This is a genomic window from Bacillus sp. CCNWLW194 (genome assembly GCF_037120585.1).
Taxonomy (GTDB): Bacteria; Bacillota; Bacilli; order Bacillales; family Bacillaceae_G; genus Bacillus_A; species Bacillus_A basilensis.
Genome location: NZ_JBBBBL010000009.1, coordinates 132,183 through 158,637, shown reverse-complemented (window position 1 = coordinate 158,637; position 26,455 = coordinate 132,183). Strand labels below are relative to the sequence as shown.

21 protein-coding genes, 1 pseudogene and 1 other annotated feature are annotated in these 26,455 nt (G+C 35.7%); of the genes and pseudogenes, 13 read left to right on the top strand and 9 right to left on the bottom strand.

All coding sequences use genetic code 11. The annotated features are described in order from the left end of the window. Positions 1-68 precede the first annotated feature (68 nt). Both murB and tyrS read left to right on the top strand, forming a co-directional pair. Positions 69-983, top strand: coding sequence for a UDP-N-acetylmuramate dehydrogenase (gene murB / locus V7S50_RS20845; RefSeq protein ID WP_242254808.1), 915 nt, complete (start codon positions 69-71; stop codon positions 981-983). Positions 984-1,083: 100 nt separating this feature from the next. Further along, positions 1,084-1,299, top strand: a binding site (T-box leader). Positions 1,300-1,350: 51 nt separating this feature from the next. Beyond that, positions 1,351-2,613 (top strand): tyrosine--tRNA ligase, encoded by a 1,263-nt coding sequence (gene tyrS / locus V7S50_RS20840; protein ID WP_242254805.1) that lies wholly within the window; start codon positions 1,351-1,353, stop codon positions 2,611-2,613. 190 nt (positions 2,614-2,803) lie between these two features. On the opposite strand, the gene V7S50_RS20835 is transcribed toward tyrS, so the two are convergent. The 3 genes from V7S50_RS20835 to V7S50_RS20825 form a co-directional block, all read right to left on the bottom strand. Beyond that, a complete protein-coding gene (locus V7S50_RS20835; protein ID WP_000043194.1) occupies positions 2,804-3,982 on the bottom strand; it encodes an NAD(P)/FAD-dependent oxidoreductase in 1,179 nt (392 codons plus the stop codon). Positions 3,983-4,026: 44 nt separating this feature from the next. Next, the gene (locus V7S50_RS20830) at positions 4,027-4,467 is read right to left on the bottom strand and encodes a DUF1641 domain-containing protein (protein ID WP_001115309.1); all 441 of its coding nucleotides are present in this window, start codon (positions 4,465-4,467) and stop codon (positions 4,027-4,029) included. A 435-nt stretch (positions 4,468-4,902) separates the two neighbouring features. Beyond that, on the bottom strand, positions 4,903-5,247 hold the full coding sequence (locus V7S50_RS20825; RefSeq protein ID WP_000760481.1) for a winged helix-turn-helix transcriptional regulator: 345 nt from the start codon (positions 5,245-5,247) through the stop codon (positions 4,903-4,905). 366 nt (positions 5,248-5,613) lie between these two features. Between V7S50_RS20825 and V7S50_RS20820 the strand changes: the two genes are divergently transcribed. The 4 genes from V7S50_RS20820 (at position 5,614) to V7S50_RS20805 (ending at position 12,425) form a co-directional block, all read left to right on the top strand. Then, positions 5,614-6,777 (top strand): MFS transporter, encoded by a 1,164-nt coding sequence (locus V7S50_RS20820; RefSeq protein ID WP_166688331.1) that lies wholly within the window; start codon positions 5,614-5,616, stop codon positions 6,775-6,777. Between the two features lie 16 nt (positions 6,778-6,793). Beyond that, positions 6,794-7,633, top strand: a complete 840-nt coding sequence (locus tag V7S50_RS20815; RefSeq protein ID WP_242254803.1) for an aldo/keto reductase — start codon at positions 6,794-6,796, stop codon at positions 7,631-7,633. A 112-nt stretch (positions 7,634-7,745) separates the two neighbouring features. Continuing rightward, positions 7,746-8,666, top strand: coding sequence for a thioester domain-containing protein (locus V7S50_RS20810; protein WP_242254801.1), 921 nt, complete (start codon positions 7,746-7,748; stop codon positions 8,664-8,666). Positions 8,667-9,236: 570 nt separating this feature from the next. Continuing rightward, positions 9,237-12,425 (top strand): M60 family metallopeptidase, encoded by a 3,189-nt coding sequence (locus V7S50_RS20805; RefSeq protein WP_242254799.1) that lies wholly within the window; start codon positions 9,237-9,239, stop codon positions 12,423-12,425. Between the two features lie 44 nt (positions 12,426-12,469). Here the strand turns inward: V7S50_RS20805 and V7S50_RS20800 are convergent, their stop codons facing one another. Then, positions 12,470-13,108 (bottom strand): NAD(P)-dependent oxidoreductase, encoded by a 639-nt coding sequence (locus V7S50_RS20800; RefSeq protein WP_242254797.1) that lies wholly within the window; start codon positions 13,106-13,108, stop codon positions 12,470-12,472. A gap of 300 nt (positions 13,109-13,408) precedes the next feature. Here V7S50_RS20800 and V7S50_RS20795 point away from each other — a divergent pair, with 300 nt between their 5' ends. From V7S50_RS20795 to V7S50_RS20775, 5 genes and pseudogenes are all read left to right on the top strand, one after another. Then, complete coding sequence (locus tag V7S50_RS20795; protein ID WP_001022921.1) at positions 13,409-14,839, top strand: alanine/glycine:cation symporter family protein; 1,431 nt, start codon at positions 13,409-13,411, stop codon at positions 14,837-14,839. A gap of 255 nt (positions 14,840-15,094) precedes the next feature. Then, the gene (locus V7S50_RS20790; protein ID WP_063222189.1) at positions 15,095-16,534 is read left to right on the top strand and encodes an alanine/glycine:cation symporter family protein; all 1,440 of its coding nucleotides are present in this window, start codon (positions 15,095-15,097) and stop codon (positions 16,532-16,534) included. 331 nt (positions 16,535-16,865) lie between these two features. Then, complete coding sequence (locus tag V7S50_RS20785) at positions 16,866-18,047, top strand: NupC/NupG family nucleoside CNT transporter (RefSeq protein WP_000673852.1); 1,182 nt, start codon at positions 16,866-16,868, stop codon at positions 18,045-18,047. A 351-nt stretch (positions 18,048-18,398) separates the two neighbouring features. Beyond that, positions 18,399-19,580, top strand: coding sequence for a NupC/NupG family nucleoside CNT transporter (locus V7S50_RS20780; protein ID WP_063222188.1), 1,182 nt, complete (start codon positions 18,399-18,401; stop codon positions 19,578-19,580). A gap of 94 nt (positions 19,581-19,674) precedes the next feature. After that, positions 19,675-19,896 (top strand): annotated as a pseudogene (locus tag V7S50_RS20775) (hypothetical protein); the annotation flags it as partial. A 36-nt stretch (positions 19,897-19,932) separates the two neighbouring features. Here the strand turns inward: V7S50_RS20775 and V7S50_RS20770 are convergent. Both V7S50_RS20770 and V7S50_RS20765 read right to left on the bottom strand, forming a co-directional pair. Further along, a complete protein-coding gene (locus V7S50_RS20770) occupies positions 19,933-20,439 on the bottom strand; it encodes a ferritin (RefSeq protein ID WP_063222186.1) in 507 nt (168 codons plus the stop codon). A gap of 53 nt (positions 20,440-20,492) precedes the next feature. After that, complete coding sequence (locus V7S50_RS20765) at positions 20,493-20,816, bottom strand: MazG nucleotide pyrophosphohydrolase domain-containing protein (RefSeq protein ID WP_063222185.1); 324 nt, start codon at positions 20,814-20,816, stop codon at positions 20,493-20,495. An 88-nt stretch (positions 20,817-20,904) separates the two neighbouring features. Here V7S50_RS20765 and V7S50_RS20760 point away from each other — a divergent pair, with 88 nt between their 5' ends. Together V7S50_RS20760 and V7S50_RS20755 are read left to right on the top strand one after the other, a co-directional pair. Beyond that, positions 20,905-21,468, top strand: coding sequence for a TIGR00730 family Rossman fold protein (locus V7S50_RS20760; protein ID WP_242255017.1), 564 nt, complete (start codon positions 20,905-20,907; stop codon positions 21,466-21,468). A gap of 404 nt (positions 21,469-21,872) precedes the next feature. Next, complete coding sequence (locus tag V7S50_RS20755) at positions 21,873-23,228, top strand: RNA-guided endonuclease TnpB family protein (protein ID WP_242254793.1); 1,356 nt, start codon at positions 21,873-21,875, stop codon at positions 23,226-23,228. Positions 23,229-23,639: 411 nt separating this feature from the next. Here the strand turns inward: V7S50_RS20755 and V7S50_RS20750 are convergent, their stop codons facing one another. The 3 genes from V7S50_RS20750 to V7S50_RS20740 all read right to left on the bottom strand — a co-directional run bounded on the left by V7S50_RS20750 (position 23,640) and on the right by V7S50_RS20740 (position 26,262). Continuing rightward, positions 23,640-23,837 (bottom strand): hypothetical protein, encoded by a 198-nt coding sequence (locus V7S50_RS20750; RefSeq protein WP_000656322.1) that lies wholly within the window; start codon positions 23,835-23,837, stop codon positions 23,640-23,642. A gap of 357 nt (positions 23,838-24,194) precedes the next feature. Then, the gene (locus V7S50_RS20745; RefSeq protein WP_001041891.1) at positions 24,195-24,635 is read right to left on the bottom strand and encodes a Dps family protein; all 441 of its coding nucleotides are present in this window, start codon (positions 24,633-24,635) and stop codon (positions 24,195-24,197) included. A gap of 193 nt (positions 24,636-24,828) precedes the next feature. Next, a complete protein-coding gene (locus V7S50_RS20740; protein WP_242254791.1) occupies positions 24,829-26,262 on the bottom strand; it encodes an alanine/glycine:cation symporter family protein in 1,434 nt (477 codons plus the stop codon). Positions 26,263-26,455 lie beyond the last annotated feature (193 nt).

Genomic DNA, 26,455 nt, shown 5'->3' with positions numbered 1-26,455 from the left:
ATGTACGTGGGGATATTATGGGCCCGTATAACGGGATAAAAAGAATATAGAAATAGAGGAATCGTAAAATGAATATGCAAGAGGTTTATGAATATTTAAGTACGGTATTGCCTGAAGGTCATGTGAAACGAGATGAAATGTTAAAGAATCATACGCATATTAAAGTTGGCGGAAAAGCAGATGTGTTCGTTGCGCCTACGAATTATGATGAAATTCAAGAAGTTATTAAATATGCGAACCAATATAATATTCCAGTTACGTTTTTAGGAAATGGTTCGAATGTCATTATTAAAGACGGTGGTATTCGAGGGATTACGGTAAGTTTAATTCATATTACAGGTGTTACTGTAAATGGAACAACGATTGTAGCACAGTGCGGTGCAGCAATTATTGATGTATCACGTATTGCGTTAGATCATAACTTAACGGGCCTTGAGTTCGCTTGTGGTATTCCAGGTTCAGTGGGCGGAGCATTATATATGAATGCTGGTGCTTACGGCGGTGAAATTTCGTTTGTATTAACAGAAGCTGTCGTAATGACAGGTGATGGAGAGCTACGTACTTTAACGAAAGAAGCATTTGAATTTGGATATCGTAAGAGTGTATTTGCTAACAATCACTACATTATTCTTGAAGCGAGATTTGAACTTGAAGAAGGTGTACGTGAAGAAATTAAAGAAAAAATGGATGATTTAACGTTTAAACGTGAGTCAAAACAACCTCTAGAATATCCTTCATGCGGTAGCGTATTTAAACGCCCACCAAATAATTTTGCTGGTAAATTGATTCAAGAATCAGGACTACAAGGTAAGCGAATTGGTGGAGTGGAAGTTTCTCTAAAGCATGCTGGATTTATGGTGAATGTTGATAACGGAACAGCACAAGATTACATCGATTTAATTCATTTCGTGCAAAAAACAGTTGAAGAGAAATTCGGTGTGAAGTTAGAGCGAGAAGTAAGGATTATTGGAGAAGATAAGTAATAAAGGAATACGTATGAAGATGGGAATTATTTTAAAATAATATTTGGCGATTATTGACAATTTGTTTTTAATTCAATATAATGGCTAATAATTTAACAAATAACATACGTTGAAAGAGCCCAGTAGCAGTTTGTCACTGTTAACGAGAGAGCTAGGGGTTGCTGGAACCTAGCACAAACAAACTTGCGAATTACACTCTGGAGTATCTTAGGTAATGCTAAGCGGATTGGCAATCGATATTATTGCTAAGAGTGGTATGAGTAGCTATGCTATTTATACAAACTGGGTGGTAACACGGTGAATAATCGTCCCTATGTCATAGACATAGGGATTTTTTGTTTTTAAAAAATAAAGGGGATGACAAAAGATGAATATCATTGATGAATTAGAATGGCGCGGCGCCGTTAATCAACAGACTGATGAAGAAGGTTTACGTAAGTTAGTAGAAGAGAAAAAGATTTCACTATACTGCGGAGTGGATCCGACTGGTGATAGTATGCATATCGGACATTTGATTCCGTTTATGATGATGAAGAGATTCCAGTTAGCTGGCCATCATCCAGTTATTTTAATTGGTGGGGCAACAGGAACAATTGGTGATCCGAGTGGACGTCAATCAGAACGCCAACTTCAAACGTTAGAAGTAGTTCAGCATAATGTAGATGCGTTAACAGCACAAATGAAAAAGCTATTTGATTTTGGCGGAAATAGCGAAGTGAAGATGGTAAATAACTACGACTGGACACATGAAATAAACATTATTGAGTTTTTACGTGATTACGGAAAAAACTTTAGCATTAATGGTATGTTAGCAAAGGATATTGTAGCAAGCCGTTTAGATACAGGAATTTCTTTCACGGAATTTACGTACCAAATCTTGCAAGCGATGGATTTCCATCACTTATACACGAAAGAAGATGTGCAACTGCAAATTGGTGGTAGTGACCAATGGGGAAATATTACGAGTGGATTAGATTTAATTCGTAAGCTAGAAGGGCACGAAGCGAAAGTATTCGGATTAACGATTCCGTTATTATTGAAATCAGATGGTACGAAGTTCGGTAAATCGGCAGGTGGCGCTGTTTGGCTTGATCCTGAAAAAACGACACCGTTTGAATTTTACCAATTCTGGGTAAATACAGATGACCGTGACGTAGTCAAATACTTGAAATACTTTACATTCTTAACGAAAGAGCGCATTGATGAATTAGCGGTCAAGGTAGAAACAGAGCCTCATAAACGTGAAGCGCAAAAAGTATTAGCGGAAGAAATGACAAAATTCGTTCACGGAGAAGAAGCATTCCTGCAAGCTGTGAAAATTACAGCAGCGTTATTTAGCGGAGATATTAAATCGTTAACAGCTGATGAAATTGAACAAGGCTTTAAAGAAATGCCAACATTCCAGTCTTCAAAAGAGACGAAAAACATCGTAGAATGGCTAGTTGATTTAGGAATTGAACCATCTAGAAGACAAGCACGCGAAGACATTAATAATGGTGCGATTTCTATGAATGGTGAAAAAGTAACAGATGTAGGCACGGATGTTACTATAGAGAATTCATTTGATGGACGATTTATTATTATCCGTAAAGGGAAGAAGAACTATAGCCTTGTGAAGTTAGGAGAATAATTTGTGTGAAAGGATGGGAGTAGGAAGAATACTTCCATTCTTTCATATACACAATTTAGACATAAAATAATCAGTAAATTTAGATAATTTAAAGGATTATTTTATTCTTCTGCCGAATAAATAAGTTAGAGAAAATTACGGATAAAAATAGCCCGAACCATGCAGGGCATGATTCGGGCTTATATTCAGATTAGTAAGCTAAGCTGAATAGACCTTTAATGTGTGATAAGTAACGAACGTTACTTGCTTCTTTCATTAATGATGCTGGTAAGCCTTTAAGTGGAGTATTGCTTGCTCCGATTGTAGCAACAGCATCTTTACGTCCTAGACTAGCAAGTGTTCCAGAGTTTACAGGTGCGAACTCTTCGAATGCTTTGCCTTCTAGTGCTGCGTATAAGTTGTATCCAATTAACTCACCCATTTGCCAAGCAATTTGTGCAGTTGGTGGGTATGGACGTCCGTCTGGAGCGAAGACAACAGCGCTGTCTCCAGCAACGAATACGTCTTTGTGAGAAGTAGATTGTAGGTATGCATCAACTGTTGCACGTCCGCGGTTAACTTCAAGACCTGATTCACCGATTAGTGGATTACCTTGTACACCGCCTGTCCAAACGAATGTGTTAGCAACAAGTTTTTGACCGTCTTTTAAGTCGATCTCATTGCCAGCAACGTTTGTTACAGGAAGACCAGTTAAGAATGTAACGCCGCGTGCTTCTAGGCTAGTAGTTGCACGTTCGATTAAGTGGTCTGGTAATACTGGAAGGATTTTTGGACCTGCTTCAACAAGAAGAAGTTTAACTTCTTTTGGATTTACGCCGTGGCTTTTTGCAAGTTTAGGCATAATGTCAGCAAGCTCACCAACTAGCTCAACGCCAGTTAATCCGCCACCACCGATTACGATTGTAGCATCAGCTTCGTTTTTCGTTTTCGCGTATTCACGAATACGGTCTTCAACGTGTTTGTAGATTTTGTTTGCATCAGCAGCAGATTTTAATACCATGCTGTTTTCTTCTAGTCCTGGAATACCGAAGTAAGCAGTTTTACTTCCTAAAGCAACTACAAGTGCATCGTAAGATAAAGTAGTGCCGCCAGCTAATTTAATTTCTTTGCTATCAACTGAGAATGACTCAACTGTTGCAATTTTAAGATCGATGTCTTTACCTTTGAAAAGCTTTGTAAGTGGCATTGCAATTGCTTGCTCAGCAACATTACCAGCTGCAAGGCGGTGTAGTTCAGTGATGATTTGGTGTGTTGGGTATTGGTTAATCACTGTAACTTGTGCTTCTGATTTGCTGTAATATTTACGTACGTTTAAAGCGGCAAGAAGACCGCCATAACCAGCGCCTAAGATGACAATTTGTTTTGACATAGTATGATATCCCCCGTCTTTACTAATTGTTGTTATAAGTTAACTTATTTATTGTTACGTTCTGCACTAATTTGAAGATATGCGTTCACAAAGCGGAACATTTTTTGTGCTTGTGGATCTTTTAGTAATTTTAATAGACCGAATAGGCCAATAACTTCGTTGCTTTCGTCAGCACGATCTTTCGCTTCGATTGCAGTTGCAGCCATGCTTTTCACTGTATCTTTTACAGGTTCTACAAGCTCTGTGATTGCACCAACAGTGTCGCTTTTTAATACTTCATCAGTAGCAACAGTTTGAGCGAAGTCATAAGACTTAGTTAAAATGTTAACAAGCTCAGTTAATTTTGGAAGCTGTTCCACTAGTGTTGTTAATGATTCTTGTACCTCAGGTTTTAACAACTGATCAAGTACATCAAGTTGTCCTTGGCTAGCAGAAATTTGTACAGTTTCTTGTTCTGGCTTTGTTTGAGTCATAGTTTCTGGCATCTCCAATTCTCCTTTACGATAGCAATACTCTTATTTTTTATAAGTAAGATAGTAAACGGTTACGAAACTTTATACAAAGTTTCACAAAACACAATAAAATGCCTTTAAATTTATGACAGCAAGTAAGCTGCAAACATAAATCTAAAACCATAACGTCTTACCTATTATTTATGAACTGTCCGATATATGGCTTGTCCGCATAATGGAAAAGCTCCGTTACCGGAAAGTGTATATAATATATATCCTATATTATATACTATATACACCTATGTTAACATAAAAATGATTCCTAATTATTTGATATTGAATGTATAACGTAGTACTGACAAGGTATGAAAGCGTATAAAATATTTTGTTTCAGTTAGAAATGTACATATATAATAAGAAAAAAAGGAAAAAATGAACAAATTTATGTTCGTTTTTTCCTTTTTCCTATTATTCACCTTCCGCAATTAGCATCGATGTGTTACCTTCCTTTTCAAGATGGCATTCGCCCCAAGAACAAAGAGAATCAAGAATGGATTCTAAAGACCAACCGTAATCAGTAAGAGAATATTCTACTTTTGGTGGAACTTGATTGTATACCTTTCTTTGAATAACGCCGTCGTCTTCTAATTCACGTAATTGCTGCGTTAACATTTTTTGTGTAATACCAGGCATTGAACGTTTTAGTTCACTCGTTCTCTTTGTACCTTTCGTTAAGTGACAAAGAATAACAACCTTCCATTTGCCGCCGATAACTTCTAAGGTCGCCTCTACAGGAATATTATATTTCTTCATATGAAACCCTCCTTGTGTGAGTGTTAAATAATACAAATGTTACTTTTTAGTACCTATAGCACTTTAAAGTACGTACTTTTTATCATGTTAAATATGTTTCATAATAGCACATGTAAGAGGCAAATGAGTAGTACGGTACTGAAAAGTGACTATGTTACCTTTTGGTGCCTATAGTACTTTAAAGTGCGTTCTTCAAAAAAAGAATGAAACCATTCATAATAGCATTTGTAGAGATTAAATATATTTTTTAGAAGATAAAAGGGCCTTTTTATCGCACTATTATGATTGGATTTCTTGTAATAAGGAGGAATTCAATTGAGTTCATATACAGTACCATCTTCCGAAGTTCAGACGAACCGAAGAAGTATGTTTGCTTTATTAGCACTAGCAATTAGTGCGTTTGGGATTGGTACGACCGAATTTATTAGTGTCGGTTTATTACCATCCATTTCAAAAGATTTAAATGTTTCGGTTACAACAGCTGGTTTAACTGTTTCCCTATATGCGTTAGGGGCAGCGGTAGGAGCTCCTGTCTTAACAGCGTTAACAGCTAGTATGTCGAGAAAGACATTATTAATGTGGATTATGGTTATTTTCATTATTGGTAATGGCATTGCGGCAATAGCAACAAGCTTCACTGTATTAATTATCGCAAGGATTGTAGCTGCGTTTGCACATGGTGTGTTTATGTCGATAGGATCTACAATCGCGGCCGCAATCGTACCAGAGAATAAACGTGCTAGTGCCATTGCGATTATGTTTACTGGATTAACAGTTGCGACTATTACAGGTGTGCCAATTGGTACCTTTATTGGGCAACAATTTGGCTGGAGAGCGTCATTTATGGCGATTGTTGTAATTGGAATTATTGCTTTTATCGCAAACAGCATACTAGTCCCATCTAATTTGAAAAATGGTGTACCTGTATCGTTTCGTGATCAATTCAAACTAATTAAAAATGGAAGACTATTACTTGTTTTCATTATTACTGCACTTGGATACGGCGGTACATTCGTAACATTTACGTATTTATCACCGCTATTACAAGAAGTAACAGGGTTTGAAGCAAGTACTGTTACTATCATTTTATTAGTGTATGGAATTGCCATTGCGATAGGGAATATGGTCGGCGGAAAGTTATCGAATCATAATCCGATTCGAGCGCTATTTTACATGTTCTTGATTCAAGCGATTATATTATTTGTTTTAACATTTACAGCGCCATTTAAAGTAGCTGGATTAATCACAATTATTTTCATGGGACTATTCGCATTTATGAATGTTCCGGGGCTGCAAGTATATGTAGTTATATTGGCAGAGCGCTTTGTTCCGAGTGCGGTTGATGTTGCTTCAGCAATAAATATTGCCGCATTTAACGGAGGAATCGCTTTAGGTTCTTATATAGGTGGCCTTGTAACGAATTCATTAGGGTTAATCCATACTGCTTGGGTAGGCGGCATTATGGTAGTAGCTGCTGTTATTTTAACAGCGTGGAGCATGACATTAGAAAAAAGAGATCAAGCAAAATAAAAGGAGAGAAAATAAAATGAAAAACTTACAAAGTAAAGTAGTATTAAATAATGGTGTAGAAATGCCTTGGTTCGGTTTAGGTGTATTTAAAGTAGAAGAAGGACCAGAACTTGTAGAAGCTGTAAAATCAGCGATTAAAGCAGGATACCGCAGTATCGATACAGCTGCAATTTACGGAAATGAAAAAGCTGTAGGTGAAGGAATCCGTGCAGGTATCGAAGCAACTGGTATTTCAAGAGAAGATTTATTCATCACTTCAAAAGTGTGGAATGCAGATCAAGGATATGAAGAAACAATTGCTGCATACGAAGAGAGTTTAAAGAAATTAGAACTAGATTATTTAGATTTATTCCTTGTTCACTGGCCTGTAGAAGGAAAATATAAAGATACATGGAGAGCGTTAGAAACACTTTATAAAGAAGAGCGCGTACGTGCAATTGGTGTAAGTAACTTCCAAATCCATCACTTACAAGATGTAATGAAAGATGCAGAAATCAAGCCAATGATTAACCAAGTAGAATACCACCCTCGTTTGACACAAAAAGAATTACAAGCTTTCTGTAAAGAACAAGGTATTCAAATGGAAGCATGGTCACCATTAATGCAAGGTCAATTATTAGATAACGAAACATTACAAGCAATTGCTGAGAAACACGGTAAAACAACAGCGCAAGTTATTTTACGTTGGGATCTTCAAAATGGAGTAATTACAATTCCAAAATCAACGAAAGAACACCGCATCATTGCAAACGCTGATGTATTTAACTTTGAGTTAACGAAAGAAGATATGGAAAAAATCGATGCGTTAAATCAAAATCACCGCGTTGGTCCAGATCCTGATAACTTCGATTTCTAAGATTAAAGTAAGAAAGAAAAAAGAGTGCTTTTATGCACTCTTTTTTTGTGCATAAAAATATTTTCTAATTAAATACTACTTAGTATTAAGTTTGTTATAAGGGGCTGTAAACATGAATATAAAGCAATCGTTCAAACTTCTAGCTATGTTTTTAAGTGTGTTATTTGTGTTATTCCCACTTCAAAAAGCATTTGCCGAAGTTATGGACCATACAAAGTATCAAATGGATTGGAGTTATAGTAAGTCAAAGAAGAAGCCAATTCGAACAGAACTTATTAAAACGGCAGATGGAAAAATTGCATTTTGCTTAAATGTAGATTTGAAATCTCCGAGCGGTCAAGATTTACCGGAAATGGGTAAAGTGGATATTAATGTGTACCGTGTACTATTGAATGGATATCCACAAAAGAGTCCACAAGAATTAGGTGTTTCTGATTGGAGAGAAGCGCATTACGCAACGCAGCTTGCGGTATGGGATGCGTTAAAACAAATCGATATTAATGATTTAGATTTCCGTAATAAAAATGTAGAAAAGGTAACGAAAGATATCGTTGCAAAAGCAAGCGCTAGTGAAGAATTACAAGAAATTACGATGAGTGTCGTACCATTGGAAGAACAACAAGCAGTATTGAAAAATGATTTCTTTGAAACAGGTTTATATACAGTAGAAACAAATGCAAAAAGCGGGACGTATAAAGTGCAAGCAATAGGTGCACCAGCAGGAGCGAAATTTGTAAATGAAAAAGGCGAAGCAAAAACAGAATTTAATGTAGGAGAAAAGTTCCGCATTTTAATTCCGAAACAAACACCAGCTGGTGGATTTAGCTTTAAAGTAATCGGGAAATTAACGAAGCTACAAGGGATTGCACATAAAGGTACACCGACAATTCAAAATGCAGTTGTATTACTTGAGCGTAGTGAAGAAGAAACAAGTCCGGAGTTATCAGTGAGTTGGAAAAAAGGAAATGGTCATGATAATAATAAACCACATACTCCAAATGAACCGCATAAACCGAATCAATATAAAAGGTAAGGATGAAAGCATTGGTATTAACCAATGCTTTTTATATATGAAATTTAAAATTATATCAAGATAATTATTAACTAGATAAAAAACTGTTTTTATGTTGGGAAAATTATTTGGAAATAACAAAATATAATAAAATCTAAACGTTACAATCAATAGATTAAATTCACGAAATTGTAACATTATTCTAATTGGAAAGTCTATCAAACAAAGTGTAAAGCGTGTACAATTCAGTTGGAAAAACTACCTATAGATGGTCATATATGAAGAAAATGTAAGTTTATATTACTATTTTTATTTTCGGATGTATAGATGACAATACTAAATTATATCTTTTACTATTCTCTTTTTATGTACGAAGAGAACTCATCACAAATAGAGAGAAGTGAGGAGGGCATATTACATAAAAATTTTACAATGTAAGAAAGCGAATACATGGAGGGAAATGCAGTAGTAATAGATACAGGTGCGCGAGGTGTTAGTCTATTCATTAAATTTTTTTATAAAAATAATAGGATTTCTTATTAAATGAATATATGTTGGTTTTTCTAAATAAAGGAACAGGGGACACAGATTATGTCGAAGAAAAAGACGAGTAGGGTATTAGTGGCTGGTGTTTGTTTAGCTACGTTATTAACGCCATATGGACTTGAAGTACCTAAGGTGTATGCAGAGATGACGATTGAAGATAAGGAGAAGCAGCAAGAAGAGCGAGTGTATCAATTGCTGCCAAAAGGTAATGTAGAAGAGATGCGTGAGTTGCATCAGCGTCGAATGAGTTTTTCTCCTTATGAACCAACGGGCATTTATGTAAAGCCAGGTGAAGAAGTAGTTATTCAAGTAGAAGGGACTCAACAGATTAAAGCTTATATTGGTACATATTCTTATGAAAAAGAAGAACCTAAACAATTCAATTTAAATCCTGGTGAGAATAAAATTTCTTCTTCAAATGGGGGACTATTATACTTTTATAATTATCACAACACAGGAGAATTAGTCGCTAAAGTGAAAAAAGGTGGTACAACAAATCCTTTATTTATTTTAGGAAAGCATACGACAAAAGATTGGAAACGTATGTTGGCAGAGAATCCTGATCCATATGCAATAGAAATGAAGGGAGAAAATAGTTTATCAACTATGCATCCTGAGACTGTAGCGGGGCATTTAAAACAAGAAGATCCAGCTGCGTTATTAAAGAAACACGATGAAATAATTAATATAGAACATAAGATATCAGGTTTATCAAAAGATGGTGTGGGTGTTGCGAATCAAGGTAAACATTCCATTCATTTTGTTGAAGACTGGTATACGGACAATTATATGTATGCGACTTATTATCGAACAGCTTATAGTAAAGGGAATTTAGGTCCAGTACTAAATCTAGAAGAGTTAACTAATGATGGATGGGGGCCTTGGCATGAAGTGGGACATCAACATCAACAGAATACTTGGTTATGGGATGGACTTGGAGAAGTAACCGTTAATATTTATTCTTTGGCAGTTCAAACTACATTTGGGCATAAAACAAGGTTAGAGCAAGAGGGGCGCTATGAAGCTGCATTTGCTTATTTAGGTAAACCGGATGCACAAGAAAAGATGGATGTATTTGAGAAATTAGTTATGTTTTGGCAGTTACATTTAGCTTATGGGGATCAATTCTATCCGAATTTACATCAAATGTATCGTTTGTTACATGATACAGAACTGCCTAAATCTGATGAAGAGAAAAAGCAGATGTTTATTTATATGACGTCAAAAGTGGCAGGACAAAATTTAATTCCTTTCTTTGATAAATGGGGATTATTTGCAAATGATGCTACGAGAGAAAAGATTGAAAAATTAAATTTACCAAAATTAGAAAAAGAAATATGGTTATCTACAGATAGCAATCCAATTCGTGAAAAACAAACTGAGTTATATGAAGTTCCATATGGCGAGCCAAATAATGAAAAAATACAAAATGTAGTAATCGGTACTACATATGATGAGAAAAAAGCAAAAGAACTTGTACAGAATTTAGGCAAAGATGTAAAAACAACAGGTGTGATTATACAAGGTAAGCCTGAAGTTGGAGAAAAAACTGTAAAAGTAGAAATTATAGATGAAAAAGGTAATAAGAATTTAATTCCGGTTGTAGCAAATGTTAGTTATGGTGATAGCTTAGTATTTAAAGGGCTTAATTACATAGATGATGGTGATGTTAAATCAATTGTAACGCTGCAACATGATCAGAAAAAGTTTAGTGCGATGGCTAATTCAAATCAAGTGCATTCTTATTTTAAAGAAGATACGTATTTTGAATTCGCGTTACTAGGTTCAAATGGAAAAGAAAAAAAGAAAGTAACTGTAAAAGGCGTTGAAAATGCGGAAGAATTCGCAAAAACGATTAATGGATTAGAGTTTGCGTATGGTGACGTTGTTAAAGTATATCACGCAGAATCAGATCGCTTGAATTGGTATCAAAATAATGAGTTTATCGGTCAAGGAAAGGCGAAAGTAGAAAAAGAATTACTCTTTAAGGTAACCGAAAAGGGCTTTGAGAGAATGGGAGCTCAGCAAGAAGTAACGGCAGTACCACAAAAAGTAGTAATCGGAACAGACACTGAAAAATTAAATGTAAAAGACTTCGTTCAAGTGAAAAACGGAGAAGTAATTGATTTTGTGGAAAAACCGAATACAACAAAAATTGGTGAACAAAAAGTAAAAGTAGAAACGAAAGATCGTTTTGGAAATAAGAAAGTGACGGAAGTACCAATGGAAGTGATTTACGGAGATAGTATTATGTTCTTTGGTACAAGTTATGGCGGAAGTAATATAAAGTCAGTTGTAACATTAAATCATGAAGAAAAGAAATTTAATACAACGGGTGCAGAAGGTTCGGCGCATACATCATTTAAAGAACAAAAATATATGGGAATGACTGTATACGATAAAGATGGAAAAGAAAAGAAAGAAGTATCAGTAAAGGGATCTGAAAACACAAAAGGATTCGCAGAACAATTCAACGGAATGGCTTTTGAATATGGGGATATGGTAAAGGTATATCAAAAAGAGTTTGATAGGTTTAAAGTGTATAAAAAGAATGAATTAGTGAATGCGCAGTATGGTGTTCATGAAGTAATCTTTAAAGTGACAGAGCAAGGTTTCGAGAGAGTGGAGTCTCAACAAGAAGTAACAGCTGTACCGCAAAAAGTAGTAATTGGAACAAACGCTGATAAATTAGAAGCACAAAAATTTGTTCAAGTGAAAGATGGAGAAGTAATCGGTTTTGTAGAAAATCTGGATACGACAAAAATCGGTGAACAAAAAGTAAAGGTAGAAACGAAAGATCGCTTTGGAAATAAGAAAGTGACGGAAGTGCCAGTAGAAGTAACGTATGGAGACAGCATTGTATACCAAGGGCTTAGTAATGTTGTTCGTTCTATTGTAACGTTAAATTATGATGATAAGAAATTACATGTAACGTCTACAAATGAACAAATTCATAGTTACTTTAACAATGAATTATATATGGGAATTACGTTATATGATCAAAATAATAATGAGAAAAAGCATGTAATAGCAGAAGGGCAAGAGACTTCAAAGAATTTTGCAGAACAAGTAAATGGTATGATGTTCGAGTATGGAGATGTAGTAAAAGTGTATCATGCCGAATCAGATCGTTTAAGCTGGTACAAAAATAGTGAGTTCGTTGGAAAAGGAGATAAGAAAAAGTTTGAAGAAATTTCCTTCAAGATTACTCCGAATGGTTTAGAGCAAATATAATAATAAAAAAGCTCGTAAAACATAACGTTTTACGAGCTTTTTTATTATTCAGCTTCAGAAACAACTGTGAAGCGTTCGTTTACGTGTTTTGGATTTTCAATTTCATCAAGTGCTGCTACTGCGAAGTCTTCGTAACTTACGTAGCTATCACCTTTTGCGTTAACAAGCAGATTGTCTTTTCCAGCTGTATAAGAGCCTGTGCGTTTTCCTAATGCAAATAGTGCAGAAGGGCTGATGAATGTCCAAGTAATATCGTTTGTTTGTTGCAAGATTTCTAAGTTTTTACCTTGGTTTTGAGCTGTTGCAAGGTATTCGCCTGGGAAACCTGGTGTCTCAAATACACGTGTTGTTTTCTCTTCGTCTACAAATAAGCTTCCAGCGCCGCCAACTACAAGTAATTTTGTATTTGGTGCACCCTTCATAGCTTCAATTAGTACGTTTCCTGCATCTACGTGAAGGTGTTCTTGTCCTGCTGGAGCACCGAATGCATTTACAACTACATCGAATGCTTGTAGATCGTTAGATGTAAGAGTGAATACATCTTTCTCTAAAACTTTTACATTTTCTTCTGTAATTTTTGCAGCATTTCTTACGATTGCAGTTACTTCATGTCCGCGATCTAATGCTTCTTTTAAAATGCGACTTCCTGCTTTACCAGTTGCTCCGATAATTCCGATTTTCATAATAAATCCCTCCAAAGTGTTTTGTTAAAGTGTATATCTGAAAGTAAATGAATGTATTGTAATTAGGTTTGTTACAACCTGTTGTAATCATTATAGTTACAGGTTGGTATTTTTGTCAATGGGGTAGTTTGTAGATTTATTTTTTGTTTTAGTATGCACAGTTAGAGGGAGGAGAGTCATAAAGATATTGTTACTTCGAGCCTGGCTAATATTTGGAAATTGCAAATTGTCGAAAAATGTTGATTTTTAAATGTTTTTTAAATATAATTCGTTTTATGGAGAAAAGGAGGGGTTAATTGTATGAATATTTTAGAGCAATTTATTTCATCAACGAATACAATTCTTTGGTCATATATTCTTATTGCAATGTTAATTGGTTTAGGTCTTTATTTTTCTATTAAATTGAAATTCGTACAAATTACTCATTTAGGGGAAATGGTTCGACTAATGAGTGATGGATTAACTGGAAAGACGCGTAAAAAAGGTAGTGTATCTTCTTTCCAAGCGTTCTGTATGAGTTCAGCAGCTCGTATTGGTATCGGTAATTTAGCTGGTGTAGCGTTAGCTATTTCTATGGGAGGACCTGGCGCAGTATTTTGGATGTGGGTTATTGCGATTATCGGAGCTTCTTCAAGTTTCGTAGAAAGTACGCTTGCACAAATTTATAAAATAAAAGATGGCAGTGGCTTCCGTGGTGGTCCTGCTTATTATATGGAAAAAGGTTTAAATAAACGTTGGATGGGAATTTGGTTCTCTATCCTTATTACAATTAGTTATGGTTTAATTTTTAACTCAGTACAAGCAAATACAGTTACATTAGCATTTAAAAATGCTTTTGGTATTGAGCGTTATATTGTTGGGATTGCATTAGCTGCATTAGTTGCGGTTATTATTTTTGGTGGTGTAAAAAGTATCGCACGTATGTCGGAAATGATTGTTCCACCAATGGCGCTTATTTATATTGCGGTCGCTATTTTTGTTGTCATTAAGAACTTCTATTTAATACCAGATGTGTTTACAGAAATCTTTAAAGGTGCATTCGGTTTAGATTCAGCTGTAGGTGGCGGTATCGGTGCTGCAATGAAATATGGTATTCAGCGTGGATTATTCGCGAACGAAGCAGGTATGGGTAGTGCGCCGAACGCGGCAGCAACAGCTGATGTAACGCATCCAGCGAAACAAGGTTTTATTCAAACGATTGGTGTTTTAGTAGATACATTCTTAGTATGTACATCAACAGCATTTATCGTACTATGTTCTGGTGCATATAAAGCAACGAATTTAGAAGGTATTGAATTAACGCAAAATGCATTAAGTTCACAAATTGGCCCATGGGCGAGCAGTTTCTTAGCGATTATTATTTTCTTATTTGCATTCAGTTCACTTTTAGGAAATTACTATTATGGTGAAACGAATATTGAATTCATTAAACAAAGTAAAACTTGGTTAACGATTTACCGTATTGCGGTAGTTGGAATGGTGTTATTCGGTTCTATTGCGACGCTTCAAGTCGTATGGAATATGGCAGATTTATTTATGGGTCTAATGGTAATTACAAACTTAATTGCGATTACACTTCTTGGGCGATTTGCATATGCTGCTTTGGCAGACTATGTAAGGCAAAAGAAACAAGGAAAAGATCCGGTCTTCAGTGCAGATTCTATTCCTGGTTTAACGAATACAGAGTGTTGGGATAAGTCAGCGGTAACAGATAAAGAAAAAGCAGTGTAATAAAAAAGAGCATCGAGATGAATTCGATGCTCTTTTTGTTTGGTCTTTTTTTCTGTGATTTGTCGAAAATATGTGGTTGGGTATTAGGGAAATGCGCTAGCTGAGTATAGTTTTATTTTATGAAAAAAGCCTCATGTCATATGATGTAACGCCGTCATGTTATAAAATATAACATGAATTTGTCGAAAATTCTTGATTACTAAAAGTTTTTAGAATATAATTTTCTTATTGTTAGGAAGAGGGGGCAATACAATTATGGATTTTTTAGCTAAGGTAATTGGGGATATAAATAATGTCCTTTGGTCATATGTCATTATTGCGATGTTAATTGGGTTAGGGCTCTACTTTTCATTTCGTGTGAAATTTGTCCAAGTTCGTTACTTCGGTGAAATGATTCGTTTGCTTGGGGATGGGGCAAGCTCAAAAACGAGAAAAGCGCAAAAAGAGAAGAGCGGCGTATCATCATTCCAAGCATTTTGTATGAGTACAGCTTCTCGTGTAGGTACTGGTAACTTAGCTGGTGTAGCTATCGCAATTTCAGCAGGTGGACCAGGAGCGGTATTTTGGATGTGGTTAATTGCGGTAATTGGGGGTGCTTCTGCATTTGTAGAGAGCACATTAGCGCAAATTTATAAAGTAAAAGATGGGAATGCGTTCCGTGGTGGTCCAGCGTATTATATGGAAAAGGGATTAAATAAACGATGGCTTGGAGCTATTTTCTCTGTATTAATAACAGTAAGTTTCGGATTAATTTTTAACGCTGTACAATCTAATACTGTAGCAGCTGCTTTTGATGGTGCATTCAAAACAGATAGTAGATTAGTAGGTCTTGTAATGGCTGGTTTACTTGCAGTTATTATTTTCGGCGGAGTAAAACGAATTGCTCGTGCGGTTGAGATGATCGTTCCAGTAATGGCGATTATTTATGTAGCTGTGGCATTATTCGTTGTTGTAACAAATATTACGGCAATTCCGTATGTATTTAAAGAAATTTTCTTACATGCTTTCGGAATTAAAGAAGTAGTAGGCGGAGGATTAGGAGCTGCGATTTTATTAGGGGTAAAACGTGGATTATTCTCAAATGAAGCAGGTATGGGTAGTGCGCCGAACGCAGCTGCGACTGCAAACGTAACGCACCCAGTTAAACAAGGTTTCATTCAAACTTTAGGGGTATTTACAGATACATTATTAATTTGTAGTTGTACAGCATTTATTATTCTTTTATCAGATGTGCATAATGCAGCTGATCTAAATGGTATTCAATTAACGCAACAAGCGTTAAGTCAGCATATCGGCCCATGGGCTTCTGTATTTGTAGCGGTGGCAATCTTCTTATTTGCATTCAGTTCATTAGTAGGTAACTACTACTATGGTGAAACAAATATTGAGTTCTTAAATGGAAGTAAAGTGCTATTAAATGCATACCGCATTGCTGTACTTGGTATGGTTATGTTAGGGTCTGTAGCAACAATTCAAATCGTTTGGGATTTAGCAGATTTATTTATGGGGATTATGGCTGTTATTAACTTAGTAGCGATCGTATTCCTTTCTAAGTACGCTTTTGCAGCGTTATCAGATTATATTAAGCAGAAGAAACAAGGAAAAGATCCGGTCTTCTACGCAAATTCTATTCCAGGCCTGAAAAATACAGAGTGCTGGGAAGAGCAAGTAGCAGATAAAGAAAAAGCGGTATAATGAGGTGAGCATCAAGTGAAACTTGATGCTCATTTTTTGTTTTATCCAGCTATTTGTGAGAAGTAAAATTCCCGCTCATTAAAGCTTCACTTTATAATGCAAAAGACGAACATTCTTGAATGTTTTATAATAAAATGTAATTTTTTTAAGAAAAGTGCGGATATGAGTTGTGATTTATGTTAGAATGGGAAATGCCTTTGAAACAAGAGGTTTTATGATCTTTCCTATCCGATTGTAGCTTTTGGAGGAGAAATGGAAAGTTCGGATTATTTCTTATTTTGAGTGGTCAGACGTTCAACGTTAATGAAGAGTTAAATGGAGGATTTTATTAATGAAGTTTGTTATGTTTCTTGTAGGATTACTCGTTGTATTTGTACTCGGTTTTCTTATAAGTGCCGATCGAAAGAAGATTAAGTACAAACCAATCGCAATTATGCTTGTTATTCAGCTAGCGTTATCTTATTTCTTATTAAATACACAAGTTGGTTATATTTTAGTAAAAGGAATTTCAGATGGATTTGGCGCGCTTCTTGGATATGCGGAAGCTGGAATCGTTTTCGTATTTGGTGGCCTTGTTAATAAAGGAGAGGTTTCATTCTTCTTAACAGCATTATTACCAATCGTATTCTTTGCCGTTTTAATTGGAATTCTGCAACACTTTAAAATTTTACCGATATTTATTCGCGCTATTGGTACTTTGTTAAGTAAAGTAAATGGTCTAGGAAAATTAGAATCATATAATGCAGTAGCAGCTGCCATTGTTGGGCAAGCAGAAGTATTTATTACAGTAAAAGATCAATTAAGTAAAATCCCAAAACATCGTTTATATACATTATGTGCATCTTCCATGTCGACAGTATCAATGTCAATCGTCGGTTCTTACATGAAAATGATCGAACCAAAATATGTAGTAACAGCACTTGTATTAAATTTATTTAGTGGTTTCATTATTATTCATATTATTAACCCGTACGATATTACAGAAGAAGAAGATACACTGAAATTAGAAAATAAGAAAAAACAGTCATTCTTTGAAATGTTAAGTGAATATATTATGCTTGGTTTCACAATCGCGATTACAGTAGCAGCGATGTTACTTGGTTTCGTGGCATTAATTACAGCAATCAATAGCTTGTTTGATTCAATGTTCGGTATTACATTCCAAGCTATTTTAGGATATATTTTCTCACCATTAGCATTCGTAATGGGTATCCCACAAGCAGAGATGGTAACAGCGGGACAAATTATGGCAACAAAATTAGTATCAAACGAGTTTGTTGCAATGCTTGATCTTGGAAAAGTAGCTGGCGATTTATCAGCTCGTACAGTTGGTATCCTTTCTGTATTCCTTGTATCATTTGCGAACTTCTCATCAATTGGAATTATCGCAGGTGCAACGAAAGGTATCGATGAAAATCAATCAAATGTTGTATCATCATTCGGTCTACGCCTTGTGTACGGTGCGACATTAGTAAGTATTCTATCAGCGATTATCGTTGGTGTTATGCTATAAAAAGGTGGCCCTAGCTCATAGCTAGGGCTATTTTTTTTATGGTAAATTTGCATGAAAAAACCAATTAATTAGGAATATATTAACATATGAAAATCTTTTAAAATTTATATTGCATTTCGTCTAGATAACGCTTACAATTTGATTTGTAGGTGGTATCAATTTCAGACTTTCAAATATGGTAGGAGAGAAGAGGCTACCTTTTATAAATTGTAATTTATGTAAACGCTTACTGATTTTAGATAACAGTTGAATAGTATTTAGGGGTTTTAAATTTTTTAACATCAATGGTCAGACGTCATTCGTTATACGTTATACGACCAATAACTCGTGGGAGAAGTGGAGGATTCACATATGAAAATAGTAATGTTTCTAGTCGGTTTACTTGTAGTATTTGTACTAGGGTTCCTTATCAGTTCAGATCGTAAGAAAATTAAATATAAACCAATTGCACTTATGCTTGTCATTCAATTGGTGCTTGCGTATTTCTTACTAAATACAAAGGTCGGATTTGTATTAGTAAAAGGGATTGCAGATGGGTTTGGCGCTATTTTAAAATTTGCGGAAGCAGGGGTTAATTTCGTATTTGGTGGTCTAGCAAATGATGGACAAGCACCATTCTTCTTAACAGTATTATTACCAATTATTTTCTTAGCAGTACTAATTGGGATCTTACAACATATTAAAGTTTTACCGATTATCATTCGTGCAGTCGGTTTCCTATTAAGTAAAATTAACGGTTTAGGAAAACTAGAATCATATAATGCGGTAGCAGCTGCAATTGTTGGTCAAGGGGAAGTATTCATTACAGTAAAAGATCAACTAAGCAAATTACCGAAAAATCGTTTATACACACTTTGTGCATCTTCAATGTCAACAGTATCGATGTCAATCGTTGGTTCTTATATGAAAATGATTGATCCAAAATATGTAGTAACAGCACTTGTCTTAAACTTATTCAGTGGATTCATTATCGTTCATATCATTAATCCATATGAAGTAAAAGAAGAAGACGATATTTTAGAATTGCAAGAAGATAAGAAGCAAACATTCTTTGAAATGTTAGGCGAATATATTATGCTTGGTTTCTCTATCGCTGTAACAGTAGCGGCGATGCTAATCGGTTTCGTAGCATTAATTACAGCAATTAACGGTGTATTCGATTCAATTTTCGGAATCACATTCCAAAGTATTTTAGGATATGTCTTCTCACCATTAGCATTCGTAATGGGTATTCCAACATCAGAGATGCTGGCAGCAGGACAAATTATGGCAACGAAATTAGTAACAAACGAATTTGTTGCGATGCTTGATTTAGGAAAAGTAGCTGGCGACTTATCAACTCGTACAGTAGGTATTTTATCAATTTTCCTTGTATCATTTGCGAACTTCTCATCTATCGGAATTATCGCAGGTGCAACGAAGAGTATCGATGGTAAACAAGCAAACGTTGTATCATCATTCGGACTAAAACTTGTATACGGTGCCACGTTAGTAAGTATATTATCAGCGATTATCGTTGGGGTTATGCTTTAATAAAATAGTAAAGAAGTCGTTTATCTCTCGCTTAGAGGGATGAACGACTTTTTTTATTTTAGTATGATAAATAATATAGAGAGGGGGAATTAGGGTGAAAGAAGCGGATAGTGTAAGGGAGTTTGATGAGATTATAGAGAACATTGATCAATTAACTGGAGAAGATGCTAGAGCATTTTTAAAATTGATACATGGATATTTGAGCATAGTAGAAGAAGGCGATGGGACTTTTACTCATAGTGACTTTGTTGAAAAGGTTTCAGGGCTTTATAAGAAGGATGTGGCGAGGGTTATTCAGCTTAGAGAAGAAATAAAAAATCACCTTAATATATTCATTAAGGTGATTGAAATACTACTCAGCTGGAGGCGTAAATGTACGTTTCTCTAATTCAGCATCTAGCATAAATAGTGCGTTTGAATCGCTTGTAATACGTTTTAATTTTTGGATGATGCTATCAAATGAAGCTTCTTCTTCAACTTGCTCGTCAACGAACCATTTTAAGAATGTAATTGTTGCATGTTCACGCTCATCCCAAGCGATATCAGATAAGTGATAAATGCGTTTCGTTACTTCACGCTCGTGCTCAAGTGCAACTTCAAAAGCATTTAATACAGATTCGTATTCGTTGTTAGGATTATCAAATCCAGTAACAATAGCGCGCTCACCGCGGTCATTAATGTAGTTATAAAGCTTCATTGCGTGGAAACGCTCTTCTTCAGCTTGTACAAGGAAAAAGTTAGCGAATCCATCATAGCTCTCTGCCGTACAGTAAGCAGCCATTGCCATATAAGCGTGGGCAGAGTAAAACTCAAAATTCATTTGATCGTTTAGTGCGTCGTGCAATTTTTTAGATAACATAAAATCCCCCTTAGTATTGTGACAAGAATATTATATCATAATTGATAATGTTCTCATTTAGATGTTTCAAACCTTTTCGAAAGCTTTGTGACGTGTGCATCCATAATGTCTTGTAAATCCAAATCATATTTTTGTGAAAGAATAATAAGATTAGATAGTACATCACCAAGTTCTTCTTTTAGTTCTTGTTTTAGTTCTTCTTCTGTTTTTGCGTCTTCATCAGGACGATCACGACCGATTTCAATAGCGCGAACAACGCGTGAAACTTCCCCAACTTCCTCTGTTAAGAAATTTAAGCGAATAAAGGAATTATACTGTGACCAGCTTCGTTTTTCATAAAATTCCTCAACCCATCTTTCAAATGCGACGATATCCATTTCTTCCTCATCTCCTCAATATGTTGTACAATGACAATTGTATCATAACAATATATAGTTTCGGGGTGTAGGAATGAGAAAGATTTGTGTGTTTGCAGGTTCAAATTTAGGGGAGAGACCAGAGTTCAAAGAGCAGGCAATTGAATTAGGTAAAATGTTTGTTGAGAACGACTATGAGCTTGTATATGGAGGTTCATGCGTCGGATTAATGGGAGAAGTAGCAAACGAAGTACTTCGCTTAGGTGGTCGTGTGACAGGTGTTATGCCGCGCGGACTATTCCGAGGAGAAATTGTTCATACAGGATTAACAGAATTAATTGAAGTGGAAACGATGCATGAACGTAAAGCGAAAATGGCAGAGCTTGCGGATGCTTTTATTGCACTGCCAGGCGGATATGGAACCTTTGAAGAGCTATTTGAAGTTGTATGTTGGTCACAAATTGGTATACATAGTAAGCCAGTTGGTTTATTGAACATAAAAGATTTCTACGGACCAATTCTGCAAATGGTTGAACGTGCAGCAGAAGAAGGGTTTATGAATCCATCGAATAGAGAGTTAATCGTTTCAGCTGAGACGGCAGATGCACTCATTCATAAGATACAAAATTACGAGCGTCCTGTTTTAGGAACGAAGTGGAAGCAACTATCATAATACAATTGTATAGAGATTTTTGGAAACACATGTCATTTTATCCTTTTCGGCAAGAAGACTCCATCTGATTTGTGTTACGGGTGAAACCTAACAATTCAGGTGGAGATGAATTGCTGTCAACAGGTAGACGAAACAATTTGGTTTCTTTTGTCTTACTATATAATCTGCCCTAGATAAGGAGGTAATATATCGTAGGAAAACGAAATTGAATAATGATAATCATAATCATTTGGTTGCTTGAACCAAAAGGAATTATGATGAAGACCATGTTCACATTTTGTTCCGTTCTAAATATTGATTTGTCAAAAGTAATTAACAGTTACAAAATTATTTCTTTCCTAAGAAAAAACGATTTTAGGAAAGAAATAATTGTAATGAACTCTCTAAGAAAGGTGGTGAAAACAATGGCTAGAAAGAAAGCGGTGAAAGTATTACGTAAACAAAAGAAAAGAGAAAACATACAACGATTCACGCAGAAACAGAATATCGGACGAGCTTGCCTCACAGCTAAAGAATTTCGTTTATTGCAACGCATGTCGCATAGTTCAAAAGCGTTACGAAATGTTGGATTGTACACGATTAAACAAAGTTACTTGAACAATAACAAAATAGCTACTGTAAAAGAAGTGGACACTGCCATGCAAGCTGATATGAACTACTGGGGTGTTCAATCAAACTCTGTTCAAGCGATTCGAAGAGCCTTATTTACAGAAGTGAAGAGCTTTTTTAAGGCGTTGGAACAGTGGAAGAAAAATCCTGAGAAATTCACAGGTCGTCCGAAGTTTCCAAATTATTCTCGTTCAACTGACAAACGAATTATTGAAATCTATCAAGTACCAAAAGTGGATGAGAACGGATATTGGATCATTCCGATGAATGTTGCATTCAGAAAAAAATTTGGTTCTATTCAAATACGTATGCCTAAAAACTTAAGAAATAAAAAAATCTCCTATATTGAGATTGTACCGAAGCAAAAAGGTCGGTTCTTTGAGGTGCATTACACATATGACATGCACGTTTCTCAAATGAAGAAACAATCCACGACTACTAGTAACGCTTTGAGTTGCGATTTAGGTGTAGATAGATTAGTAAGTTGCGCAACGAATACAGGTGATACGTTCTTAATTGATGGAAAAAAATTAAAATCCATTAACCAATACTTCAACAAAACGATACGTAATCTGCAACAGAAAAATATGGAGAATGGAATTTCTAAACGTGTTGTAACGAATCAAATGGCTGCAATTTGGCATAAACGAGAAAAACAAATCAATGGTTACATTTCTCAAACGGTAGGCTTGTTGTTCAAAAAAGTGAAAGAATTCGATATAGATACGATTGTTGTAGGGTATAACACGGGTTGGAAACAAAAATCTGATATGGGGAAAAAGAGTAATCAAACATTTGTGCAAATCCCATTTCATAAACTGATTGCAGCAATTGAGAATAAATGTGTAAAAGAAGGCATCCGTTTTTTGAAACAAGAAGAAAGCTATACTTCAAAAGCTAGTTTTCTTGATAAAGATCCGGTTCCCGTTTGGTCTAAGGATGATAGGACGCAGTATCGCTTTAGTGGCAAACGAATCACGCGTGGTCTGTACCAAAGTAAAGCAGGAACATGTATTCATGCGGATATTAATGGTGCGCTGAATACATTGCAAAAATCAAGAGTTATAGAATGGGATGACAATCTTAGAGTGAAAACGCCGCTTCTATTAGAAGTACAAAAACGTAAGGCTGTTGTTTCGCGCATAGCTTAGTGGGTGCGTCAACCATCCATGTGTACTCGACTTGTCGGGGCTTGTAGCACACGCCGGATTCATCTGAGTGGTGGTTTCTTCCAAAAGGAAGAACTGCTCTTTTTCGAAAGGGTGGTGCAAGTGGGAAAATAATTGTTCGTTGCCAGTACCAACCAAAAACATACTTGGGGTGTTACCATAGGGTGGCATGAATGCTAGAGCGTCAAACTGTCTAGCGATAGACGAAAAGACCTAGCGTTCGAACTCAAGCTCCCACTGAAAGGCTTTATCGTAGTGAGGGTAGTTGACTGTTGATGAGTATAATCTAGCCGGAGATGTACAGAGTTTTAATATGTGTATTGCGATTGGTTGTATTAGCGGTTTGAATTTTATTATTTATTATAGACGGCAATAAAAAGAAGGCATTCCGTATTACTTTGGAATGCCTTTATCATTTTGATTACTTTGTTTTTTATACAGGTACCAGCCACCCCAGCCGCCACCAATTGCTACGACAACGAGGAAAGCATAGTCTTTAACCTCGATACGTATATTGAAAATATTAGCTATAAGTAAGACAATCCCAACTGTTATTAACGCAAAAAATGCTCTAATTAAGTAGTCTTTCAACTGAACCACTCCCGCCATTTAAGTAGTAAATGATGAATATGGAAAAGCTTTTTTGGATCTATTTTGCTAAAGGGTGTTTCCTATATTTTAACATAAAAGAGATTGTAATATATTGATAAAAGTAGGGGTAGGAGAGTGCTAATATTGTCGTGATTTGTTGGTAAGTCGATATATTGGAAAAATCGCTGATAAATTTGCCGAAATCGCCGATATAATTAGAAAATCGCTGATAAATTTGATGAAATCGCCGATATAGTTAGAAAATCGCCGATATAAATTTCATGTACCAGCACAGCATGCGTGACCAATCCATAGAAAAAAGCGACTCTGAACGAGCCGCTTCCGCTTTAAAATCTATTATTGATTCAAGAACGCACGTAGCATCCAAGCGTGTTTTTCTAGTTCTGTGTAGATACCTAATAGTAGGTCAGATGTCATTTCGTCGTCAGAGTCTTGAGCGATTTCCATGCCTTTTTTCAGTTCGACTAGCATCATTTGGTAGTCTTTCATGATTGCTTCGACCATCCCTTCTGCAGTTTCTCCGTAAGCTGCTTCTTGAATAGAAGATATTTCTAGGTATTCTTTCATTGTTGCTACTGGTTTACCACCAATTGCTAAAATACGTTCTGCAATTTCGTCGATGTGAGTAGCTGATTCTGTGTAAAGTTCTTCGAATTTCTCGTGTAATGTGAAGAATTGAGGTCCTTTTACGTACCAATGGAAGTTGTGTAGTTTTGTGAATAAAACGCTCCAGTCTGCTACTTGTTTGTTTAATACTTCGATTACTTGTTTGTTCATTATGATCAATCTCCTTTTGAGTTGTTATGTGATATCAATTACTAATTTATAATTATTATAATCTAGTAATTCGTATAAATCAACCCTTTTGCTGGAATTAATTTGAACAAATTATGAACTGTTGTAAATAAAAATCCCTATTACTGTGAAGTAATAGGGATTTTGTTTGATAGATAGCTACTGCTATTAATTATTATACAGCCTTCTGTTTTTCTTCTACATCCTGTCCATCCCAGCACTCTGTATTCTGTAAGCCAGGGATAGAACTTGCAATGAAAACAGGGTCTTTTCCTTGTTTCTTTTGCTTAATATAGTCTACTAATGCTGCGTAGGCGAACTTGCTTAGGAATGAGATGGCAATTAAGTTTGTGAATACCATTAGTCCCATGAATAAATCAGCTAAACTCCAAACTGTTTTAAGGGCAGCGATTGATCCGAAGAATACCATTCCGACAACTGCAACGCGATAAATCATTAACCATGTTTTGTTTTCTTTAATGAATGCGATATTCGTTTCACCATAATAGTAGTTTCCTAGTAAAGAGCTGAACGCGAATAGGAAAATAATAATCGCTAAGAAAGTGCTTGCCCACGGTCCGATTTGTGAACTTAGTGCTTGTTGTGTTAATTCAATACCTTCTAAATTCGATCCTTTGTAAAGTCCAGAACATAATACGATGAACGCTGTTGATGTACATACTAAGAATGTATCTACGAAAACACCTAATGCTTGAACAAGTCCTTGTTTTACAGGGTGAGATACATCTGATGTTGCTGCTGCGTTAGGAGAGCTACCCATACCTGCTTCTGTCGCGAATAAACCGCGCTGAATTCCGAACTTGATTGCTGCTCCAATACCACCAGCGACGGCTTGGTCTAAACCAAATGCGCTGTTAAATATTTCTGTGAAAATGCTTGGTAACATAGTGAAGTTGTTAATAACAACAAAAATTGCCACACCAATATAAATAATTGCCATTGGAGGAACAATCATTTCTGTAATACGTGAAATGCTCTTGATACCACCGAATATAATAACTGCAACTAATAAAGCCAATAGAGCCCCTACGATCGTTCGCTCTAGTCCAAAAGCATTTTCAAATGCTATTGTTACTGTGTTTGCTTGTACAGAATTGAAAATTAATCCGTACGCAACTGTAATAAGAAGTGAAAACCAAACACCCATCCAGCGTTTATTTAATCCTTTTTCCATGTAATATGCTGGACCACCACGGAATCTGCTTCCATCTTTTACTTTATAAATTTGCGCGAGCGTACATTCTACGAAACTAGTAGCTGCTCCAAGGATAGCGATAAACCACATCCAAAATATTGCGCCAGGTCCACCCATTGAAATGGCTAGTGCTACACCAGCTAAGTTCCCGATACCGATACGTGCTGCTGCACTTAGGCAAAATGCTTGGAATGGAGAGATGCTATCTTTCTTTTTTTCTTTTCGATTAAACCCTTTACTAATTAAACCGACCATCTCACCAAAATGAGTAATTTGGACAAACTTCAATTTAAAAGAGAAATAAAGACCGAAGCCGATTAGCATTGCAATAAGAATATATGACCATAAAATATTATTCGTTACCTCAAGGAATCTGCTAAAGATATCAACCATATAATACACTTCCTTTTTTTCGTAATAAGAAAATTATATGCAAAAAATATACGAGAATCAATTTTTCTAAAAAATTATGTTACTTAAATGTATTTTGTGTTATGATTATGTTACATCATAATATTTTTAGAATTATTTACATTTTAAAAAACTAAATGTAAAGCGAGAAAGAGGGGATAATTTGAAAGAAGAA

Bases quoted from the DNA above. Each gene is read 5' to 3' on its own strand.
- murB (WP_242254808.1), top strand. From the start codon at position 69: ATGAATATGCAAGAGGTTTATGAATATTTAAGTACGGTATTGCCTGAA.
- tyrS (WP_242254805.1), top strand. From the start codon at position 1,351: ATGAATATCATTGATGAATTAGAATGGCGCGGCGCCGTTAATCAACAG.
- V7S50_RS20835 (WP_000043194.1), bottom strand. From the start codon at position 3,982: ATGTCAAAACAAATTGTCATCTTAGGCGCTGGTTATGGCGGTCTTCTT.
- V7S50_RS20830 (WP_001115309.1), bottom strand. From the start codon at position 4,467: ATGCCAGAAACTATGACTCAAACAAAGCCAGAACAAGAAACTGTACAA.
- V7S50_RS20825 (WP_000760481.1), bottom strand. From the start codon at position 5,247: ATGAAGAAATATAATATTCCTGTAGAGGCGACCTTAGAAGTTATCGGC.
- V7S50_RS20820 (WP_166688331.1), top strand. From the start codon at position 5,614: ATGTTTGCTTTATTAGCACTAGCAATTAGTGCGTTTGGGATTGGTACG.
- V7S50_RS20815 (WP_242254803.1), top strand. From the start codon at position 6,794: ATGAAAAACTTACAAAGTAAAGTAGTATTAAATAATGGTGTAGAAATG.
- V7S50_RS20810 (WP_242254801.1), top strand. From the start codon at position 7,746: ATGAATATAAAGCAATCGTTCAAACTTCTAGCTATGTTTTTAAGTGTG.
- V7S50_RS20805 (WP_242254799.1), top strand. From the start codon at position 9,237: ATGTCGAAGAAAAAGACGAGTAGGGTATTAGTGGCTGGTGTTTGTTTA.
- V7S50_RS20800 (WP_242254797.1), bottom strand. From the start codon at position 13,108: ATGAAAATCGGAATTATCGGAGCAACTGGTAAAGCAGGAAGTCGCATT.
- V7S50_RS20795 (WP_001022921.1), top strand. From the start codon at position 13,409: ATGAATATTTTAGAGCAATTTATTTCATCAACGAATACAATTCTTTGG.
- V7S50_RS20790 (WP_063222189.1), top strand. From the start codon at position 15,095: ATGGATTTTTTAGCTAAGGTAATTGGGGATATAAATAATGTCCTTTGG.
- V7S50_RS20785 (WP_000673852.1), top strand. From the start codon at position 16,866: ATGAAGTTTGTTATGTTTCTTGTAGGATTACTCGTTGTATTTGTACTC.
- V7S50_RS20780 (WP_063222188.1), top strand. From the start codon at position 18,399: ATGAAAATAGTAATGTTTCTAGTCGGTTTACTTGTAGTATTTGTACTA.
- V7S50_RS20770 (WP_063222186.1), bottom strand. From the start codon at position 20,439: ATGTTATCTAAAAAATTGCACGACGCACTAAACGATCAAATGAATTTT.
- V7S50_RS20765 (WP_063222185.1), bottom strand. From the start codon at position 20,816: ATGGATATCGTCGCATTTGAAAGATGGGTTGAGGAATTTTATGAAAAA.
- V7S50_RS20755 (WP_242254793.1), top strand. From the start codon at position 21,873: ATGGCTAGAAAGAAAGCGGTGAAAGTATTACGTAAACAAAAGAAAAGA.
- V7S50_RS20745 (WP_001041891.1), bottom strand. From the start codon at position 24,635: ATGAACAAACAAGTAATCGAAGTATTAAACAAACAAGTAGCAGACTGG.
- V7S50_RS20740 (WP_242254791.1), bottom strand. From the start codon at position 26,262: ATGGTTGATATCTTTAGCAGATTCCTTGAGGTAACGAATAATATTTTA.